The sequence below is a fragment of the Novosphingobium resinovorum genome, assembly GCF_036352595.1.
In the GTDB taxonomy this organism is placed as follows: Bacteria; Pseudomonadota; Alphaproteobacteria; order Sphingomonadales; family Sphingomonadaceae; genus Novosphingobium; species Novosphingobium resinovorum_B.
The window spans coordinates 14,123-29,628 of sequence record NZ_JAZFAX010000045.1 but is presented as its reverse complement, the minus strand read 5'-3'; the positions used below and the strand labels follow the sequence as shown (position 1 = coordinate 29,628).

Below are 15,506 nucleotides of genomic sequence, written 5' to 3'. Positions count from 1 at the left end.
CTCGATCGGCGGGCATTGGGAAGCGTATCAACGCGATGGCATGCAAACCGAGGGTGCCCCTCCACCACCCTGCGGGTGGTCCCCCTCCCCGTGCCGGGGAGGAACTGACGACAGCTTCCCACCCAAATCCGCCGTCACCCTGAACTTGTTTTAGGGTCCATCAAGCCGATAGCTCGGTTTTGTGATCAGCGAACCGAGATAGCAGTTTGCGGCAACATACCGGCACCAACTGCCCGATGGATCCTGAGCCGAAGGCCAGCGCAGCTAAACAAGTTCAGGATGACGAAGCTTTTCGGGACAGGTCTGGTATCCATCCCTATCGGGCACCGTGCCGCATTTCATTGGCCACTTTCTCCCCATCCTCGTGCCGCAAACGCCCTAGTGCAACGCCGCTTTGCCGGTTAAGGCAGGCCGATGGATCGATCCGCGCAGGGGCACGCGCCCGTCATCACCCGCTCGCTTTTCGTCTTCTCGCTGCTCTACGGCGGCCTCGTCGTGTTGGCGGGGGTGCTGGGGACCAAGCTGGCCTCGCTCGGGCACTGGCCGGTGCTGGGCGATCTCGCGGTCGAATCGGGGATCTTCGCGTTCCTGCTGCTGGTGGTGCTCTCCAGCGCCGTCGCCGAACTGCATGGGCCCGCCACCGCCAACCGGTTGGTCCGTTTCGGGTTCATCCCGCTGATCGTCTCGATGCTGCTGCTGACCTTTGTGATCCATGTCGTCCCGCCGGCGTCGTTCTGGAACGACCAGGAGGCCTATGCCCGCCTGCTGGGGCAGGGCGCGCGGATGCAGTTCGCCGGGTTGATCTCCTACGGCGTGTCGCAGACGCTCAACGTGCTGATCTTCGCGAAGCTCTCGCAAGGCGCGGGCCGCCTGCTGCTGGTGCGCGCGTGGATCGCCTCGATGCTGTCGCAGGTGATCGACACGGTGCTGTTCATCACGATCTCGTTCGTCGGCACGGGGCTGCCGATCGTGCAGATCATGGAAGGCCAGATCATCTCGAAGCTGGTGCTCTCGACGATCATGGTGCCGCCGTTCATCTGGTTCTTCGTGAAGCTGGGCCGCAAGCTTGACGCCTGACGGCGGGGGCTTCGACAGGCTCAGCCTGAGCGGGATTTAGACGGCGCTCCAACCCCGCTCACCCTGAGCTTGTCGAAGGGGCAGGCCAAACCGGGTGAGGCTCGTGCAATAAACCGCACGATTGCACCGAAAATTCATCGGAAAGCGGGTTCAAAATTTCGCGCGGGGGCGTATTAGCGCCTCCATGTCGAATCCGCATCATTCCGCTCTCCTCGCCAAGGCCGAAACCCTCGTCGATGCGCTGCCCTACATGCAGCGATACGCGGGGCGCACCTTCGTGGTGAAATACGGCGGCCACGCGATGGGCGATCCCGAGAAGGCGGTCGACTTCGCCGAGGACGTGGTGCTGCTGAAGGCGGTGGGCATCAACGTCGTCGTCGTCCACGGCGGCGGGCCGCAGATCGGGGCGATGCTCAAGAAGGTCGGGGTCGAGAGCCAGTTCATCGACGGGTTGCGCGTCACCGACAAGGCGACCGCCGAAGTGGCCGAGATGGTCCTGTCGGGCGCGATCAACAAGGAGATCGTCGGCTGGATCGCCAAGGCCGGCGGCAAGGCGATGGGCGTCTCGGGCAAGGACGGCGGCATGGTCACCGCGCGCAAGGTCCAGCGCACCCGCAAGGATCCCGACAGCCTGATCGAGCAGGCGGTCGACCTCGGCTTCGTCGGCGAGCCCGAAAAGATCGACACCAGGGTGATCGAGACGATCTCGGGCGCGGGCATGATCCCGGTGATCGCCCCGATCGCGGCGGGGCCGGACGGCGGCACCTACAACGTCAACGCCGATACCATGGCCGGCGCCATCGCTGCCGCGCTGGGCGCCTCGCGCCTGTTCCTGCTGACCGACGTGCCCGGCGTGCTCGACAAGCAGGGCCAGCTGCTGACCGACCTCACCCCCGCCGCGATCGAGGGGCTGAAGGCCGACGGCACGATTTCCGGCGGGATGATTCCCAAGCTCGAGACCTGCATCCATGCCGTCGAGGCGGGCTGCGAGGCGGCGGTCGTCCTTGACGGACGGGTTTCGCATGCCATGTTGCTGGAAATATTCACGCAGGAAGGTGCAGGCACGCTGATCCGCGCAGGCTGATCCGCAACCTGGGACAATTTGGCGTGGGGGGGATCCACGAAAAGAAAGGTACAGCGGACCACATGCGCACCAAGCCCGCCCTCAACGGCCTGACCTTCGGCCTGATTTCCGCTTCGCTGCTGGCGCTGGCCGCCTGCGGCAAGGCGGGCGAGGATCCGGCCGTGCTCGACAGCGCGAGCGCCGACGTCGGCGCCAGCGATGCGGTGGTCGATGCCGGATCGGCTGGTGGCCCGGTGGACGACGGTACTTCCGCGGCGTCTCCGGCGGCCAGCCGGCTCGATACCGCCGCACTCGCCGAGCGCCGTGATCCCGAGCGGCTGCTGCGCTACTACGTCAGCGCCGTGCGCACGGGCGACTGGCCGGCGGCGGCCCAGGCCTGGAGCCTCGACGCGGAAATGACCCCGCAGACGCTGGAGAACGAGTTCGGCGGCGCCCGTCCGCGCCTTGCCGTCGGCAAGGGCGACATGGCGAGCGCGGCGGGCTCGCTCTACTACGAGGCGCCGATCGTGGTCGATTTCGGCGGCGAACGGCCCTCCAAGCGAGGCACCATCGTCCTGCGCCGCGTCAACGACGTGCCGGGGGCGAGCGCCAACCAGCTCAACTGGCGGATCGAGCGGACCTCGACCCTTACCCAGTGAGCGCAGATTCGGCCCGGCTTCGAGGGGGGCGCTGTGACCCTTCGGCAAGCTCAGGGTGAGCGGGCTTGGCGTGACTTCCCGATATCGCTCGGAGCGAACGGGGTTAGTGTAACCTCCCGATCCCGCTCAGGCTGAGCTTGTCGAAGCCCCGTCGTCCGGACGCAGTGCCTGCTCCCCGTCGATCTGCATCCATCTTCGGTGGACGCGCCCTTGCCCCGGAGCGGGGTGGTCGGCTATCAGCGCGGCATTCCTCGCTTTCAGGGAGCCGGCGTTGCTGTTCCTCACGCTTTACCAGATCATCGACTATCTCATCAGCATCATCGTCTTCGTGGTGATCGTGCAGTTCGTGCTCGGACTGCTGATCGCGTTCAACGTGGTCAACATGCACAACCAGTTCGTCTCGGCGCTCTACACCGCGCTGAACGCGATCCTCGAGCCGATGCTGCGGCCGATCCGCAAGATCATGCCCAATACCGGCGCGATCGACTTCTCGCCGATGGTGCTCATCATCGCGCTCAAGATCCTGCAGATCATCTTCGGCAACCTCGCGGCGGCGGCGGCGTACTGATGGCGCAGGTCATCGACGGCAAGGCCTTCGCCGAAAGCCTGCGCGCGCGCGTCGCCACGGCGGCGGCGGAGTTCGAGGGCAAGGCCGGCCGCAAGGCGGGCCTCGCGGTGGTGCTGGTGGGCGAAGACCCGGCCAGCCAGGTCTACGTGCGCTCCAAGGGCAAGCAGACGGTCGCGGCCGGCATGAACAGCTTCGAGCACAAGCTGCCCGCCGATGCCTCGGAAGAGCAGCTGCTGGCGGTCGTGGCGCAGCTCAACGCCGACCCGGCGGTGGACGGCATCCTCGTCCAGTTGCCGCTGCCCGCGCACATGAACGAGCAGAAGGTGATCGCCACGATCAACCCGGACAAGGACGTCGACGGTTTCCACGTCGTCAACGTCGGCCGTCTGGCCACGGGCCTGCCGGGCTTCGTGCCCTGTACGCCGCTGGGCTGCGTGATGTTGCTGAAGGACCGGCTGGGCTCGCTCTCGGGCCTGGATGCGGTGGTTATCGGGCGCTCCAACATCGTCGGCAAGCCGATGGCGCAGCTGCTGATCGCCGAAAGCTGCACCGTCACCGTCGCGCACAGCCGCACCAAGGATCTCTCCGAGGTGGTGCGCCGTGCCGACATCGTGGTGGCCGCCGTCGGCCGTCCCGAGATGGTGAAGGGCGACTGGCTCAAGCCCGGCGCGACCGTGATCGACGTCGGCATCAACCGCGTTCCGGCGGCCGAGGAAGGCAAGACGAAGCTGGTCGGCGACGTCGACTTCGCCTCTGCGTCCGAGGTTGCGGGCGCGATCACGCCGGTGCCGGGCGGGGTGGGGCCGATGACCATCGCCGTGCTGCTGCGCAACACCGTGGTCGCCGCGCACCGCAACGCTTCGCTGGCCTTCGACGAGGCGGCTCTTTGAGGACCATCGCGATCGGTCTGGGGCTGGCGGCGGCGCTCGCGGCCACGGTCCAGGCCGATGCGCGATCACGGCGCCCGTTGCCGGTCGGCGCGGGCACCGCCAATCCCAGCGCCCTCGTCGCCGAGGAGATCGCCTTCGCCCGCATGGCCCGCGAGAAGGGCCAGTGGAAGGCCTTCGCCAAGTTCGCCGACGACGAGGCGCTGATGTTCGTGCCGCAGGAAGTGCAGGCGCAGATCTGGCTCAAGCGGCAGGAGGATCCGGCCGCGCCGGTGCAGTGGGAGCCGCACCAGGTATGGATGAGCTGCGACGGCACGCTCGGCGTCACCAAGGGCGCCTGGCACAAGCCCGACGGCACCGTCGGCTGGTACACCACGATCTGGAAGCGCCAGAAGAAGGGCGAGTACCGCTGGGTGCTCGACCACGGCGACACCTTGCCGAGCGCGCCGCAGGAGCCCGAGATGCTCGCCGCGCGGGTGGCGAAATGCGGGCGCCGGCCGGACGCGCCCCCGGCGGTGAGCCCGCCCGCCGACGCGCGCACTTTCATGGGCGGCAACGCGCTCGACGGCACGCTGCGCTGGCACGTCACGGTGCTGAGCGGCAATGACGCGCGCAGCGTCAGCGTGGAAATGTGGAACGGCACCGCGTTCGAAACGATCGTGCAGGACAACGTGACGCCGCAAGGCTAGGTCGTAAACTCATAAACGGCACCATCGAGGTTTGAGGCAAAATGGCTCAGCGCAAGGAGGCGGGGCGAAGGAATATGTCGATATTTCAAGACCTGCGGACGCAGCGCTGGGCCATTTTGGTCAAACGCAGTTCACCGCAAGGTAAATCCCTTCGGGACGCCGGAATGGCTTCCATCTCGAACCGAAGTGCCCTTGGACGGGCAACCAGCCCGTCCGGCGGTCCCTTCGGCCCGAGTTGTTCGCCATTCCGGCGCCTCGATGGTGCCGTTTATGAGTTTACGACCTAAGGATAGGGCCGATGTACGAGCTTTTTCTCAGCGCCTTCGTCACCCTCTTCGTGGTCATCGATCCGCCGGGCTGCGCCCCGATCTACGCCGGGCTCTCCGCCGGGGCGAGCCGGGCGCAGGCGGTCTCCATGGCGGCGCGGGCCTGCGTGGTCGCGGCGATCATCCTGGTGGTCTTCGCGCTGTTCGGAAAGGCGCTGCTCAACGCGCTGCACATCGAACTCGATGCCTTCCGCATCGCCGGGGGCATCATGCTGTTCATGATCGCCATCGACATGGTCTTCGAAAAGCGCACCCAGCGCCGCGAGGAGCGGGCCGAGAAGATCAAGGCCACGCCCGAGGTGGAGGACGTCTCGATCTTCCCGATGGCGATGCCGATGCTGGCGGGGCCCGGCTCGATCGCGACGATGATGCTGCTGACCAGCCGCGCGCACGGCACCTCGCAGACGCTCACCATCCTGGCCGCGATGGTCTCGGTCATGCTGCTCGCCTTCGCCGCGCTTGCCGCTGCCGGGCCGCTGATGAAGGTGCTGGGCGACAAGGTCGAGGCGGTCATCACCCGCCTGCTCGGCGTGCTGCTGGCGGCGCTCGCGGCGCAATACGTGATCGACGGGGTCAAGGCGACGCTGCTGCCGTGACGATGGGCGGCGCGATGCAGACCGCTCTCGTCTACGTCCTCGCCGCGCTGGCGGAGATCGGCGGCTGCTTCGCGTTCTGGGCATGGCTGCGAATGGGCAGGGCGGTGTGGTGGCTGGTGCCCGGCTGCGTATCGCTGGTCCTGTTCGCCTGGCTGCTGACGCTGGTGGACACCTCGCAGGCGGGGCGGGCCTATGCGGCTTATGGCGGCATCTACATCACCTCGGCGCTGGCCTGGCTGTGGCTGGTCGAAGGCGTGCGTCCCGACCGCTGGGATCTGCTGGGTGCGGCTTTGTGCCTGCTGGGTGCCGCTGTGATCCTGCTGGCGCCGCACAAGGGCTAGCAATCATCGCCCCCGCGCCTTGCCGGGGCTCCGCGCGGCTCTAACCTCCCCGCAACCAACGACGGGGAGAGGCCATGACCGGCAAGCTCAGCTTCAGCTACCTCTACGATTTCCGCAATCCGGCGCCCTGGCACCGGCCGCCCGAGACGCTTTATGCCGAAGTCCTCGACGTCGCCGCCGAGACCGAGGCGCTCGGCTTCGACGGCGCCTTCGTGCCCGAGCATCACCTTGCCGAGGATGGCTACATGCCCGCGCCGCTGGTGGCGCTGGCCGCGCTGGCGGCGCGCACGCGGCGGATGCGGCTGGGCACCGGCATCGCGCTCGGCCCGCTCTACCAGCCGCTGCGCTTCGCCGAGGACTGCGCGGTGCTCGACATCCTGGCGGGCGGGCGGCTGCAACTGGGCCTCGCGATCGGCTACCGCGCGTGCGAATATGCCGCGCACGGGCTCGATTTCCGGAAACGCGGCGCGCGCTTCGACGAGTTTCTCCAGATCGTGCGGCGGCTGTGGGATGGCGAGACGGTCGACTTCGCGGGCGATCACTTCACCCTGACCGGGGCCGCGGTCAAGCCGCTGTCCAGCCGGGGCCGGATTCCGCTCTACATCGGCGGCTTCGCCCCGAAGGCGATGGAGCGGGTGGCGCGGCATGGCGACGGCTATTTCGGCAATCCCGAAGTCTGGCCGCTCTACCGCGAGAAGCTGCAGGCGGCGGGCAAGGATCCGGCCGAGGCGCGAATCTGGCTGCAGGGCCTGATGCTCGTCGTCGCCGAGGACAAGGCGGCGGCGCTGGACGAACTCGCGCCGCATTTCCTCCACGTCAACAACGGCTACGGCGCGTGGATGGCGGAGGACGCCGACAAGGGGGCGATCGGCCTCGACGGTCCGGGGCTGCGGCCGATGACGCTGGATGCCTTCAGGGCCAGCGGGATCCTGCAGATCCTCACCCCCGCCGAGGCCGTCGCGCATTTCCGCGCCCTGCAGGCGCAGGCCCCGGTGGAGCAATTCACGATGATGATGCCCCCCGGCCTTCCGGCGGAGCGCTTCCTCGCCTATGCCGGGCTGTTCGCGCGGGAGGTGATCCCGCATTTCCAGTGAGGGCGGCGTGGATCAGGAAGAGAAGCCGGAGGAACGCCGCGGCGGGTCGCCGCAGTCGGTCACCCGCGTCGTGCGGCTGCTCGAAGCGCTGTGCGCCAGCAGCGAGCCGGTTTCGCTCGCCGATCTCAGCCGCCGCCTCGCCACGCCCAAGAGCAGCCTTGCGGCGCTGCTGCGCGGATTGGCGGACGAGGACTTCGTGGTGGCCACCGAGAACGCCTGGCGGCTCGGCCCCGGCGCCTTCGGCCTCGGCAGCGCGCTGACAGAGGCGCGGCGGCGGCTGCAGAGTTCGGACCTCGTGCGCGACGGGATGCGGCGGCTGGTCGTGCGCAGCGGCGAGACGGTGCTGCTGGCGGTCGGCGACCATGACGGCGACATGGTGACTTACGTGGACATGATCGAGAGCAGCAACGTGGTGCGCTACTCGGTCTCGATCGGCGACCGGCGGCCGTTCTACGCGACGTCGAGCGGGCGCGCGCTGCTGTCCGCGCTGTCGCCGGCGGCGGTCGATGCCTATCTGGGGCGGATCGACCTCGCCCGGCTCGCGCCCGGGACCGAGACCGATCCCGGCGCGCTGGCGGCGATCGTGGCGCGCGCGCGCGAACAGGGCTACGCGCAGACCGCGGACCAGGCCGCCGAGGGCGTCACCGGAACCGCGTCCGTGGTGCGCGATGCGGCGGGCGGCGTGGTCGGCGCCCTGGTGATCGCGGCGCCGAGCGCAAGGGCGAGAGGACGGCTGGAGGAACTCGCCGTGCTGACCCGCGATGAAGCGGCGGCGATCTCGCGCAGCTTGGGGTATCGCTAGGCGGCCGAGAGCAGCCGCGTGGCCGAGGTTTCCAGCGCACCCTCGATGGCGGCGAGGAACTGGTCGGTCGCGCGTTCCCATGAATAGAGCGCGCCCAGCGCGGCGGCGTCGTTGCGCTCCACGGTGAGGGCACCCGCGATGGCGCGGGCGAGCGAGGTGTCGATCGCTCCCGCCGCCCAGCCGACGCGGTGATCCACCCCGCGCCCGTCGCTGCCGAGGATATCGACCGGGCCGGTGACCGGGAAGGCCGCGACCGGGGTGCCGCAGGCCAGCGCCTCGATCACCACGAGGCCGAAGGTGTCGGTCAGGCTGGGGAACACGAAGCAGTCCGCCGCGCGGTAGGCCGAGGCCAGCGCTTCTCCCGACAGCGCGCCGAGGAACAGGACGTCGGGATAGCGCCGCCGCAGCGTGTCCAGTGCCGGCCCATCGCCGACGACGACCTTGCTGCCGGGCACGTCGAGGCCGAGGAAGGCTTCGAGGTTCTTCTCCGGCGCGACGCGGCCGACGTTGAGCAGGATGGGGCCGGGGCGGCTGGCCTTCAGCGCGGCCATCGCCGTATCGTGCGGGCCGTCGGGGCGGAACAGGTCGTGGTCGATGCCCCGGCTCCACGCGCGGGTCGGGCCGATGCCGCGCCCGTCGAGTTCGGCCGCGAGGCTGCGGGTCGAGACCATCACCGCCTGGCTCTGGGCGTGGAAGCGCTGGAGGATCGGCCAGAAGTATTCCGCCGAGAGCCCGGTGCGCACCGCGCAGTATTCGGGGAAGCGGGTGTGGAAGGCGGAGGTGAACGGCACCCCGCGCGCCAGGCACCAGCCGCGCGCGGCCCAGCCGATCGGACCTTCGGTGGCGATATGGACGATGTCCGGCGCTGCCTTGTCGAGCATCCGGCGCACGCCGAAGCGCGGCGCCATCGCCAGCCGGATCGAGGCGTAGCCGGGCATCGGCATCGTCAGGAAGCGGTCGGGCGTGATCGTCTCGACTTCATGCCCCCGGGCGGTGAGGTGTTCGACGGTCGAAGTAAGCGAGCGGACGACCCCGTTGACCTGCGGCAACCAGGCATCGGTTGCCAGGGCCAGCTTCACGCGCTCGCCTCCGCCGGTGCGGCATGGGCCGCGGCGTCTTCCGGAACGGTGCGGCCGCCGGTCTCCGCGACCCAGTCGATGATCGCCATGTGACCGGTGAAGTCCTCAGCCAGCGCGGTGCAGCTTTCGACCCAGTCGCCGTCGTTGTAGTAGGTGATGCCGCCGAACTGGCGGATCTCGGCGCAGTGGATGTGGCCGCACACGACCCCGTCGAACCCGCGCGAGGTGGCCTCGTTGGCGACGGCCTCCTCGTAGCTGCCGATGAACTGGACGGCGTTCTTGACCTTCTTCTTCATGTAGGCCGACAGCGACCAGTAAGGCAGGTGGAACCGGCGGCGCACCGCGTTGAACACGATGTTGGCGCGCAGCAGCAGCGAGTAGGCCTTGTCCCCCAGGAACGCGAGCCACTTGTGATAGAGCACGACGCCGTCGAAGGCGTCGCCGTGCGTCACCAGCAGGCGGCGGCCGTCGGCGGTCTTGTGCACCGCCTCCAGCGCCAGTTCGACGCCGCCGAAGCTGAGCCCGGCATAGTCGCGCAGCATCTCGTCGTGGTTGCCGGCGATGAAGATCACGCGGGTGCCGCGATGCGCCATCTTGAGAATGCGGCGGACCACTTCGTTGTGGGCGTCGGGCCAGTACCAGCCCTTGCGCAGCCGCCAGCCGTCCACGATGTCGCCGACGAGGTAGAGCGTCTCGCATTCGTGCGCGCGCAGGAAGTCCACCAGCATCCCGGCATTGCAGCCGCGCGTGCCGAGGTGGATGTCCGAGATCCAGATCGTGCGGTACTTGCGCTTGGGGCGGAAGCCCTTGGGGTCCGGCAGGTCGAGCCAGGCGGGAATGCCGCCCGTTGTCCCGTTGTCCCCGGTTCCGCGTTCGAGAAGGTCTTCGACGTGTTCGCGCATGGTCTTGCGTCCCCGATATCGTTGAAGGCTGGCCTGCGATGGCGCCGCCTATCGCACCGCGCCGTTGCGGCGCCGTGACGGTTGCGGGTCACTTCGATGACATGGCGCAAGTCTCTGGATGTTATCCACAAGCACGGCAGCCCTCCCGGTCCGCCGCCTGTCGGGGCAGGCGTCTTGCGCTTTTCACGGCCTCGTCACCGATATGTCACCGGGCCGTCACACAGGCGAGGCAAAAGCCCGCCTACTCAGGAGCAGATAGCCGGAAAAGGGGCGATGCGGCGGATCGACATATTGCTGGCCAGCGAGCTTTCGGGCGGGCTGACGCCATTCCGGCACGACCAGTTCGACGTTGCGCTCCATCGCTGGACCGACTTCGCCGAGCTGCCTCTGATCGAGGGCGCCTTGTGGGTGTTCATCGACTGGGTGCTGCCCGAGATGTCCGGGCTCGAACTGTGCCGCCGCCTGCGCGCCGACAGCCTGACGGCGCACGCGCATGTGACGATGGTGCTGGAGGAGGACAACCAGGAAGATCGCAAGCGTGCGCTGCGCATGGGCGCGGACGACTACATGGTCGGCCCGCTGACCCGCACCGCGCTGCTAGACCGGGTGCTGGGCGCCAACCTGGGCGAGCAGGACAGCGCGGGCATCCGCGTGGTCACGCAAGGTGACCTGATGGTGGACGTCGCCGCCTTCCAGGCACGCTTCCAGGGCAAGCCGATCTCGCTGATGCCCAACGAACTGCGGCTGCTGCGCTATTTCATCGAGCATCCGGGGCGGGTGTTCAGCCGCACCCAGCTGATCTCCGCGCTCGGCAAGCAGGAACCGCCGGTGGACGAACGCACGGTGGACGTGTGGATCGGCCGCCTGCGCCGTGCGCTCAAGGGCGTGGGGGCCGGCAATCCGCTGCGCACGGTGCGCTCGCTGGGGTATGTGTTCGATACCGTTTGAAGTCGGGATCGGGGTGGCCCGGCGCAGCCCTACTGCAGCGTCGCCCCGTCCTCGTCGCCGTCGCCTGCGCGGCCGAAGAACTGCATCAGCTGGACCAGCAACTCGCAGCGTGCCGAGAGCCCCGAGGCTTCGAGCAGCGCCTGCTTGGCGGCGGCGTCGAACGGCGCGATCTGTGAGACCCCGTTGATGAGCGAGGTATCGTCCAGCCGCCCGACCTGCTCCCAGTCCACCACGTAGCCCTGGGCCTCGGCGAAGCGCCGCGCCTCGCGCTCGAAGCTGGCGCGCTCGATCGGGGCGAGGACGTCGTCGGGCTCTTCCAGAAGCTCCGCCTCGATCTGGCGGAACGGTGTCGTCACGTCCAGCTCGCGCAGGATGCGGAAGCGCTGCTCGCCGTCGAGGATGATGTTGAAGCGTCCGTCGTCCAGCGCCTCGACATCGCCGATGCGGCCCAGGCAGCCGATCGAGAACAGCGGCGCGCCATCGACCGGCTTCTGCGGCTGGATCATGCCGATCCTCCGGTCGCGGGCGAGGGCGTCGCTCACCATCGCGCGGTAACGCGGCTCGAAGATGTGGAGCGGAAGTTGCAGCCCCGGGTAGAGCACCGCGCCGGTCAACGGGAAGATGGTGATCCGCGTCAACCGCGTCAGCCGAACAGCACGGTCGAAAGCTTGCGCCGGGTGGCGGAAACCCAGGAATCTTCCAGGCCGATCGCCTCGAAGATCTGCAGCAGCTTGGCTTTCGCGGCGCCTTCGTTCCACTCGCGGTCGGCGGCGACCATGCGCAGCAGCGTTTCGGCGGCGGCGTCGCGTTCACCGGCGGCGAAGGCGGCGGAGGCGAAGGCGAACTGCGCTTCCATATCGGCCGGACGCTCGGCCGCGGCGGCGCGCAGGGCGGCGAGTTCGCTGTCCTCGGGCTTGTCCTTGGCCAGTGCCAGCACCCCGCGCGCGCGTTCGACCTGCGGGTCGGTGGAGAGCGGCTCGCCCAGCGAATCGAGCACCTGCTCGGCCTCCTCGATGCGTCCGGCGGCGACGAAGGCACGGACGAGGCCGCCGAGCACTTCGCCGTTGTCGGGCGCCATGTCGAGGATCTGCATGAAGATGCTGGCGGCCCGTTCGCCGTCGCCCTCGGCCAGCGCCTCCTCGCCCATGGCGATCAGCGGGGCCAGGTCGGGCGCGGGCTCGGCGCCGCCGGGTTGCACCGGCAGCTTGGCGAGCAACTGGTCGAGCATGCCCTTGAGCTGGGATTCGCTGCGCGCATTGGTCAGGTCCGCCACCGGTTGGCCCTGGAAGATCGCGTAGACGGTGGGGATCGACTGCACGCGGAACTGCGCGGCGATGAACTGTTCCTCATCGACGTTGACCTTGGCGAGTAGCACGCCCTTGTCGGCATATTCGGCGGCGACCTTTTCCAGCACTGGTGTCAGCGCCTTGCAGGGGCCGCACCATTCGGCCCAGAAGTCGAGGATCACGAGCTGGGTCATCGAAGGTTCGGCGACCGCCTTGCGGAACCGGTCCACGGCCTTCTGCTCGTCGAGGTTGAGACCCATGCTGGCCAAGATTCGTGCTCCGATTGCAAAAATAGTCAGACCATAGATTGGCCCATCGGGAGCATTTGTGAAGGGCGAATGCGCCGTTTCGCCGTGTCGGGGCGGTCGATGAAAAAACTTTGCGTTTTGTGCTTGCCCCCCTCCCGAACCGCTGCTAGTGGGCCGCCTCCACACCGGACGGGCCGCTTTTCGCAGCCCCTTCGAAACGCCAGAGCGGGCGTAGCTCAGTGGTAGAGCACAACCTTGCCAAGGTTGGGGTCGAGGGTTCGAATCCCTTCGCCCGCTCCAGTTTCCTTACATCGCAAGTACCGTTTCCCTGCGGGGAAGCTGCGCGATGACGCGAAGTTCGCGTTTGAATCCGGCGCACGACATCGCGATAGTGGCGCGATGCAGAACCTTTTCCGAATCCTTTTCTGGCTGGCGCTCGTCTTCGCGGTGACCATGGCCGTGCTGCCGCATCCACCGCAGATTCCCGGCGGTCCAAGCGACAAGTTCCAGCACATGCTCGCCTTCGCCACGCTCGCGCTGCTGGCGGTGCTGGGCTATCCGCACGTGCACAAGGCGAAGATCGCCTGCGCGCTGATCCTGCTGGGTGCGGGGATCGAGGTGGTGCAGATGATTCCCGCACTCCACCGCGATGCCGAAGTCATGGATCTGGTCGCAGATACTTTCGCGATCCTCGTCATGCTCGGCCTGGCGGCCCTTGCGCTGGGCTTTCGTCGGGGCGGGAAGGGGGCTCGGTAAAATTTGTCGAAGGGGCTCTTGCGCGGTTTCGGAAGCGCTGCTAGTGGCCCCTCCACCCGACCGGAAGCGGTTCTTTCGCACGGTCATCCAAACGCCAGAGCGGGCGTAGCTCAGTGGTAGAGCACAACCTTGCCAAGGTTGGGGTCGAGGGTTCGAATCCCTTCGCCCGCTCCAGTTTGCCTTTCCCCGAAATCACCGGTCGAACTGCTCATGCTGTGGATTTGCAGGCGAGCGGGTTCACTCTGTCGGCGCCGTCCCTATCGCAATGTGGTGGTCGCCTGCGCTGATGTGCTGCCGTGCGCGGATCGGGCGGCGGTTATTTTAACCCGGATATATTGACAATTTAACCCGGGTAAATGTAGAGGCGTTTCCGAAAGGAAATGCGCTCATGTCCGTGACCGTGTTCTACAAGGATGATGTGATCGCGCGCGGTCAGCCGGGGGGTTTCACCCAGGCGCTGAGGGATTTTGGGCGCGATCTCGGTCCGCTTGCCCGCAGCAGCGATCTGCTCGCCTTCGACGACGATACCGGCCGCCAGGTCGATCTCGACCTTGCCGAGCCGGCGCCGCGCCCGCGTGGGCGGCCCTCGCTGGGGGTGGAGGCGCGTGAGGTCACGCTGCTGCCGCGCCACTGGGAATGGCTGGCCGCGCAGCCGGGCGGGGCATCCACCACGCTGCGCAAGCTGGTCGAGGTCGCCATGCGCGCCGGCCGGAGCGAGCGCGAGTGCCTCGATGCGGCCTACCGCTTCCTCACCGTCATGGCGGGCGACCGCCCGGGCTACGAAGAAGCCATCCGCGCGCTTTACGCCGGGGACCGTGAGAACTTCGACGCGCTCTGCGTGCTGTGGCCGACGCCGATCGCCGAGCATGCGCGCAAGCTCGCCTGGCCCAAGGACGCATGATGGCGCACGGCTGGATCATTCTCGACAAGCCGCTGGGCCTGGGTTCGACCCAGGCGGTGGCGGCGGTGAAGCGCAACTTGCGCGAGGCCGGGTATGGCAAGAAGGTCAAGGTGGGCCATGGTGGCACGCTGGACCCGCTGGCGACGGGTATTCTCCCGGTGGCGCTGGGCGAGGCGACCAAGCTGGCAGGCCGGATGCTCGATGCCACCAAGGCCTACGAGTTCACGGTGAAGTTCGGCGAGGAAACCGACACGCTTGACCTCGAAGGCGCGGTGATCGCCACCAGCGACGTGCGCCCCTCGCGCGGCGAGGTCGAGGCGGTGCTCCCCCGTTTCACCGGGCCGATCGAGCAGGTGCCGCCCGCGTACTCGGCGCTAAAAGTCGATGGCGAGCGAGCCTACGATCTGGCGCGCGCCGGGGTGGATGTGCAGCTCAAGACGCGCAGCGTGACCGTGTTCGACCTGCAACTGCTGGATTTCGATCCCGAAGCGGGGGCGACCCTGCTGGCCACGGTTTCCAAGGGCACGTATATCCGCAGCCTCGCGCGGGACATTGCGCACGCCCTCGGCAGCTGCGGCACGGTCACCATGCTGCGCCGGATCAAGGCCGGTCCGTTCGACCTGTCTCACGCAATTTCGCTGGACAAATTGAACGAATTCGGTAAGGGCGCGCCTCTTGAGCAGATACTCTTGCCGCTGGAGGCGGGGCTGGACGACATCCCGGCCCTGAACCTCGACCCGGAGCAGGCAAGGGCGGTCCGACAGGGCCGCGTTCTCACCGGAATGCCCCAGGAAGACGGGCTATACTGCGCGTACGAGGGCACCGTCCCCGTCGCTCTGGTACAGCTTACGGACCGCGAGGTCCGCGTCGTTCGGGGGTTCAACCTATCCGATGTCGCGGAGTAAATGAAATGTCGGTTACCGCTGAAAAGAAGCAGGACATCATCACGGACAACGCTCGCGTCGCTGGCGACACGGGCAGCCCGGAAGTCCAGGTCGCGATCCTTACGGAGCGCATCCGCAACCTGACCGAGCACTTCAAGGCTCACCACAAGGATAACCACTCGCGTCGCGGTCTGCTGGCCATGGTCAACAAGCGCCGCTCGCTGCTGGACTATCTGAAGAAGAAGGATGTGGCGCGTTACAACTCGCTCATCCAGAAGCTCGGTCTGCGTAAGTAAGACCAAGCTACGGCCCGCCTCGGCGGGCCGTTTTGCATTTGAAGCATGAGGCGTGGTAAAGCGCGCCAGCAAAATTTCCGGGCAACCTCGCAATTCGGCGCAGG

The 15,506-nt window shown here is 67.6% G+C and carries 19 protein-coding genes and 2 tRNA genes; 17 read left to right on the top strand and 4 right to left on the bottom strand.

Translation table 11 applies throughout. The features are described 5' to 3' along the window. Window positions 1–414: 414 nt before the first annotated feature. The 10 genes from V2S85_RS24290 to V2S85_RS24245 all read left to right on the top strand — a co-directional run bounded on the left by V2S85_RS24290 (window position 415) and on the right by V2S85_RS24245 (window position 8,102). Window positions 415–1,077 (top strand): queuosine precursor transporter, encoded by a 663-nt coding sequence (locus V2S85_RS24290; protein ID WP_330705370.1) that lies wholly within the window; start codon window positions 415–417, stop codon window positions 1,075–1,077. Window positions 1,078–1,261: 184 nt separating this feature from the next. Continuing rightward, the gene (gene argB, locus V2S85_RS24285) at window positions 1,262–2,161 is read left to right on the top strand and encodes an acetylglutamate kinase (protein ID WP_330705369.1); all 900 of its coding nucleotides are present in this window, start codon (window positions 1,262–1,264) and stop codon (window positions 2,159–2,161) included. A 62-nt stretch (window positions 2,162–2,223) separates the two neighbouring features. Beyond that, entirely contained in the window at window positions 2,224–2,799 is a 576-nt protein-coding gene (locus V2S85_RS24280; RefSeq protein ID WP_330705368.1) for a hypothetical protein, read from the top strand. 271 nt (window positions 2,800–3,070) lie between these two features. Further along, entirely contained in the window at window positions 3,071–3,367 is a 297-nt protein-coding gene (locus V2S85_RS24275) for a YggT family protein (protein ID WP_330705367.1), read from the top strand. After that, entirely contained in the window at window positions 3,367–4,257 is an 891-nt protein-coding gene (gene folD, locus V2S85_RS24270) for a bifunctional methylenetetrahydrofolate dehydrogenase/methenyltetrahydrofolate cyclohydrolase FolD (protein ID WP_330705366.1), read from the top strand. The genes V2S85_RS24275 and folD overlap by 1 nt, the downstream gene beginning before the upstream one ends. Beyond that, complete coding sequence (locus V2S85_RS24265) at window positions 4,254–4,943, top strand: hypothetical protein (RefSeq protein WP_330705365.1); 690 nt, start codon at window positions 4,254–4,256, stop codon at window positions 4,941–4,943. The genes folD and V2S85_RS24265 overlap by 4 nt, the downstream gene beginning before the upstream one ends. 298 nt (window positions 4,944–5,241) lie before the next feature. After that, a complete protein-coding gene (locus V2S85_RS24260; RefSeq protein WP_330705364.1) occupies window positions 5,242–5,865 on the top strand; it encodes a MarC family protein in 624 nt (207 codons plus the stop codon). Window positions 5,866–5,879: 14 nt separating this feature from the next. Further along, the gene (locus V2S85_RS24255) at window positions 5,880–6,206 is read left to right on the top strand and encodes a YnfA family protein (RefSeq protein WP_330705373.1); all 327 of its coding nucleotides are present in this window, start codon (window positions 5,880–5,882) and stop codon (window positions 6,204–6,206) included. A gap of 74 nt (window positions 6,207–6,280) precedes the next feature. After that, a complete protein-coding gene (locus V2S85_RS24250) occupies window positions 6,281–7,300 on the top strand; it encodes an LLM class flavin-dependent oxidoreductase (RefSeq protein ID WP_330705363.1) in 1,020 nt (339 codons plus the stop codon). A gap of 7 nt (window positions 7,301–7,307) precedes the next feature. Further along, complete coding sequence (locus V2S85_RS24245; protein WP_330705362.1) at window positions 7,308–8,102, top strand: IclR family transcriptional regulator; 795 nt, start codon at window positions 7,308–7,310, stop codon at window positions 8,100–8,102. On the opposite strand, the gene V2S85_RS24240 is transcribed toward V2S85_RS24245, so the two are convergent. Then, entirely contained in the window at window positions 8,099–9,181 is a 1,083-nt protein-coding gene (locus V2S85_RS24240) for a glycosyltransferase family 1 protein (protein WP_330705361.1), read from the bottom strand. The two genes, V2S85_RS24245 and V2S85_RS24240, sit on opposite strands and share 4 nt — an antisense overlap. Then, window positions 9,178–10,083 (bottom strand): UDP-2,3-diacylglucosamine diphosphatase, encoded by a 906-nt coding sequence (locus V2S85_RS24235; RefSeq protein WP_330705360.1) that lies wholly within the window; start codon window positions 10,081–10,083, stop codon window positions 9,178–9,180. Before V2S85_RS24235 ends, V2S85_RS24240 begins: the two co-directional genes overlap by 4 nt. Window positions 10,084–10,356: 273 nt before the next feature. On the opposite strand from V2S85_RS24235, the gene V2S85_RS24230 reads away from it, so the two are divergent. Then, on the top strand, window positions 10,357–11,031 hold the full coding sequence (locus V2S85_RS24230) for a response regulator transcription factor (protein ID WP_330705359.1): 675 nt from the start codon (window positions 10,357–10,359) through the stop codon (window positions 11,029–11,031). Between the two features lie 29 nt (window positions 11,032–11,060). Here V2S85_RS24230 and V2S85_RS24225 read toward each other — a convergent pair whose 3' ends face one another. Then, window positions 11,061–11,669, bottom strand: coding sequence for an LON peptidase substrate-binding domain-containing protein (locus V2S85_RS24225; protein WP_330705358.1), 609 nt, complete (start codon window positions 11,667–11,669; stop codon window positions 11,061–11,063). Between the two features lie 5 nt (window positions 11,670–11,674). Further along, the gene (locus V2S85_RS24220; RefSeq protein ID WP_330705372.1) at window positions 11,675–12,577 is read right to left on the bottom strand and encodes a tetratricopeptide repeat protein; all 903 of its coding nucleotides are present in this window, start codon (window positions 12,575–12,577) and stop codon (window positions 11,675–11,677) included. Window positions 12,578–12,790: 213 nt separating this feature from the next. Between V2S85_RS24220 and V2S85_RS24215 the strand changes: the two genes are divergently transcribed. From V2S85_RS24215 to rpsO, 6 genes are all read left to right on the top strand, one after another. Beyond that, window positions 12,791–12,865: transfer RNA gene (locus V2S85_RS24215), tRNA-Gly, on the top strand. A 99-nt stretch (window positions 12,866–12,964) separates the two neighbouring features. Then, window positions 12,965–13,321 (top strand): hypothetical protein, encoded by a 357-nt coding sequence (locus tag V2S85_RS24210; RefSeq protein WP_330705357.1) that lies wholly within the window; start codon window positions 12,965–12,967, stop codon window positions 13,319–13,321. 99 nt (window positions 13,322–13,420) lie between these two features. Then, window positions 13,421–13,495 (top strand) — tRNA-Gly (locus V2S85_RS24205). Between the two features lie 214 nt (window positions 13,496–13,709). Next, the gene (locus V2S85_RS24200) at window positions 13,710–14,222 is read left to right on the top strand and encodes a DUF2239 family protein (RefSeq protein ID WP_330705356.1); all 513 of its coding nucleotides are present in this window, start codon (window positions 13,710–13,712) and stop codon (window positions 14,220–14,222) included. Next, window positions 14,222–15,127 carry a tRNA pseudouridine(55) synthase TruB gene (truB, locus tag V2S85_RS24195; RefSeq protein ID WP_330705355.1) on the top strand — a complete coding sequence of 302 codons (906 nt, stop codon included), beginning with the start codon at window positions 14,222–14,224 and terminating at the stop codon, window positions 15,125–15,127. The genes V2S85_RS24200 and truB overlap by 1 nt, the downstream gene beginning before the upstream one ends. Window positions 15,128–15,132: 5 nt before the next feature. Next, a complete protein-coding gene (gene rpsO / locus V2S85_RS24190) occupies window positions 15,133–15,402 on the top strand; it encodes a 30S ribosomal protein S15 (RefSeq protein ID WP_271181902.1) in 270 nt (89 codons plus the stop codon). Window positions 15,403–15,506: the final 104 nt, after the last annotated feature.

Excerpts from the sequence above, each read along its gene's own strand:
- V2S85_RS24200 (WP_330705356.1), top strand. The coding sequence starts at position 13,710 with ATGTCCGTGACCGTGTTCTACAAGGATGATGTGATCGCGCGCGGTCAG.
- V2S85_RS24250 (WP_330705363.1), top strand. The coding sequence starts at position 6,281 with ATGACCGGCAAGCTCAGCTTCAGCTACCTCTACGATTTCCGCAATCCG.
- truB (WP_330705355.1), top strand. The coding sequence starts at position 14,222 with ATGGCGCACGGCTGGATCATTCTCGACAAGCCGCTGGGCCTGGGTTCG.
- V2S85_RS24280 (WP_330705368.1), top strand. The coding sequence starts at position 2,224 with ATGCGCACCAAGCCCGCCCTCAACGGCCTGACCTTCGGCCTGATTTCC.
- V2S85_RS24230 (WP_330705359.1), top strand. The coding sequence starts at position 10,357 with ATGCGGCGGATCGACATATTGCTGGCCAGCGAGCTTTCGGGCGGGCTG.
- folD (WP_330705366.1), top strand. The coding sequence starts at position 3,367 with ATGGCGCAGGTCATCGACGGCAAGGCCTTCGCCGAAAGCCTGCGCGCG.
- V2S85_RS24235 (WP_330705360.1), bottom strand. The coding sequence starts at position 10,083 with ATGCGCGAACACGTCGAAGACCTTCTCGAACGCGGAACCGGGGACAAC.
- V2S85_RS24255 (WP_330705373.1), top strand. The coding sequence starts at position 5,880 with ATGCAGACCGCTCTCGTCTACGTCCTCGCCGCGCTGGCGGAGATCGGC.
- V2S85_RS24260 (WP_330705364.1), top strand. The coding sequence starts at position 5,242 with ATGTACGAGCTTTTTCTCAGCGCCTTCGTCACCCTCTTCGTGGTCATC.
- argB (WP_330705369.1), top strand. The coding sequence starts at position 1,262 with ATGTCGAATCCGCATCATTCCGCTCTCCTCGCCAAGGCCGAAACCCTC.
- V2S85_RS24290 (WP_330705370.1), top strand. The coding sequence starts at position 415 with ATGGATCGATCCGCGCAGGGGCACGCGCCCGTCATCACCCGCTCGCTT.
- V2S85_RS24220 (WP_330705372.1), bottom strand. The coding sequence starts at position 12,577 with ATGGGTCTCAACCTCGACGAGCAGAAGGCCGTGGACCGGTTCCGCAAG.
- V2S85_RS24210 (WP_330705357.1), top strand. The coding sequence starts at position 12,965 with ATGCAGAACCTTTTCCGAATCCTTTTCTGGCTGGCGCTCGTCTTCGCG.
- rpsO (WP_271181902.1), top strand. The coding sequence starts at position 15,133 with ATGTCGGTTACCGCTGAAAAGAAGCAGGACATCATCACGGACAACGCT.